The 2338-nt window shown below is 40.9% G+C and carries 2 protein-coding genes; one reads left to right on the forward strand and one right to left on the reverse strand.

Going from position 1 to position 2338, the window contains the following annotated elements:
• Positions 1-328: 328 nt before the first annotated feature.
• Positions 329-718, reverse strand: a complete 390-nt coding sequence (locus R8925_RS15720) for an ester cyclase (protein WP_430539464.1) — start codon at positions 716-718, stop codon at positions 329-331.
• 113 nt (positions 719-831) lie between these two features.
• On the opposite strand from R8925_RS15720, the gene R8925_RS15725 reads away from it, so the two are divergent.
• Entirely contained in the window at positions 832-2244 is a 1413-nt protein-coding gene (locus R8925_RS15725; protein ID WP_430536729.1) for an MFS transporter, read from the forward strand.
• The last annotated feature ends 94 nt before the right edge of the window (positions 2245-2338 follow it).

The raw sequence follows: 2338 nt of genomic DNA on the forward strand, positions 1-2338 counted from the left end.
GTTTTGGATTCTCTCAAGGACCGTGTGTCACATTACATTTCTATTTCTTAATTACACACTTTTCTTGACAAACCCGCTTTTGTTCGGAATGTACACCCTTGCCCTGTTAACCTACATGAAAAATGATCGAAAAAAATAAACTATTCACATGCTTGAGCGGCTATTGAATAGTTTATTACTATGAACAATGGCCAATCATTCTTAATATGACCTTGTTAAGGTGAGTTATGTTATCAGCATAGCTCTCTTTTCAATACAATTATAACAACTTCTCCTTCTTTTTGCAACACTAAAACAAATACCATTCAAATTGACTGTAAAATTAAACTCAATACTGCTGCAATTCCAGCCCTTTTCGATCAATTTGAATCCAATACTCCACAATTTTACCGTCCACTACTAAATAAACCGCACTAGCAATTTCAATAATCTCTTTCCCACTCTTGCTTCTCCCAGTTTGCCGCCATCTCACATAAACCTTCGCTTCATCAGCAAGTATTTCCTGAACCTCCAACGAAAAATCACCATACATATCCTGCATTTCCGCCACATGATCCGTGTAATTTTGCGGGGAACGCGTCACGCTATGTTCCTCCTCAGCCTGAACTTGGTGCGCAATAACCTTCTCTGCCATAAACTCCGAAGCCCGATGAATATCCTTCCCAGAACGCACAATTTCAAAAAATTCGCTTACAATCTCTTTTTCACTTTTTATCATATAAAGCATCCTTTCACAAACTGGATTTTAAAGCGATTATAGCATATACTTTCGAATAGGCGTTTAGAATTTGACTTGAAGGAAATAAACTTACTATACGAGGAGGTTAAAGAATGGAGAAAACGAATAGGCGAAAAACATTAGCGCTAATTTCCATTATGCTTGGTGCTTTCATATCTTTACTAGATACGACCATTGTCAATGTTGCACTACCTGATATTACAACCGCGCTTCATGCCACTAGTGAATCGATTGAATGGATTATTTCAGGCTACGCGCTGGCCTTCGGAGTTGTCCTTATTTTGGCTGGACGATTGGGTGATCGATTCGGTCGAAAAAACATTTATATTTTGGGGATTTTGCTATTTTTAATTATGAGTATTACGGCCGGATACGCACAGACCGAGAAAAGCTTGATTATTTCCCGGGTAATACAGGGGCTTGCCGCAGGATTATTCTTCCCGCAAATCAACGCAGTCATCATGGATTTGTATCACGGTAAGCAACTCGGCAAGATTTTCGGAATACTTGGCTCCGTTATCGGTGTTGCAACAGCTATTGGGCCGCTTGCTGGTGGCCTACTTATCGAATTATTCGGACCTGATAACGGTTGGCGTGCTGTATTTATTGTTAATGTGCCAATTGTTTTAGTAACTTTAGTTCTGGCGATGCTTTACTTGCCAAAACATGAAGCGCCAAAAGAAAAAGTAAGATTCGACATTCCGGGCGTATTGGGGTTAACGCTTGCCTTGTTGCTATTGCTATATCCTGTTATATCACGAGGAGCTGCCGGTTTCAGGTCAGTTGATTACATCTGGATGGCGTCCTCGATACCGTTCTTTTTGTTATTGTATTGGTGGAGCGTTCGGCAAGCAAAACGCGGGAATCAGCCGTTAATTTCGCCTCATTTGCTTAAAAATCAACCGTTTGTCTCCGGAATGTTACTTTCGTTAGTTTATTTCGCCGCATTTACGAGTATTTTCTTCGTTTTATCCGTAACGTGGCAAACTGGGTTTGGGCAATCCGCGATTTCATCTGGGCTCGCGATTACACCGTTTGCAATTGGGAGTGTGCTAGCCGCAGCAAATAGTAACCGATTTATTATGAAAATCGGACGAAAGCTACTGCATATCGGTGTGACTCTAGTGATAATCGGACTATCAGCAGTTTCTATCGTTTTTCATATGCATGATGGTGTATTTTCAGCGTGGTGGCTTGCATTACCATTGTTAACCGCAGGACTTGGAAGTGGCTTGATTATTGCGCCTTTGAATGGTTTTACACTTTCAACAGTAGTTGGACCAGAGCGCGGTGGTGCGAGTGGCATGTTTAATACGGCGCAACGTGTTGGTTCTTCGTTCGGAATTGCGATTGTTGGATCGGTATTTTTTAGGACTCTTGGTAACGCAACAGCTCACTCGAAAGCACAGGCATTTTCAGATGGGCTGCAAACGAGTATGTATGTGAATATTGCGTTGTTGGTGGTTTGTTTTGTGTTGGTGTTTCGATTGCCGAAGAAGATATGAAACAAAAATGGCTCATTTACAATGGTACCTATAGAATGGACACTTCAAAAAAAGAAGTGCATTCTATAGGTGTTTTTTGTATACTCAACTAAAG

The sequence above is a fragment of the Listeria rocourtiae subsp. hofi genome (assembly GCF_963575615.1).
In the GTDB taxonomy this organism is placed as follows: Bacteria; Bacillota; Bacilli; order Lactobacillales; family Listeriaceae; genus Listeria_A; species Listeria_A hofi.

Coding starts and splice junctions, on each gene's coding strand:
- R8925_RS15725 (WP_430536729.1), top strand. CDS start 832: ATGGAGAAAACGAATAGGCGAAAAACATTAGCGCTAATTTCCATTATG.
- R8925_RS15720 (WP_430539464.1), bottom strand. CDS start 718: ATGATAAAAAGTGAAAAAGAGATTGTAAGCGAATTTTTTGAAATTGTG.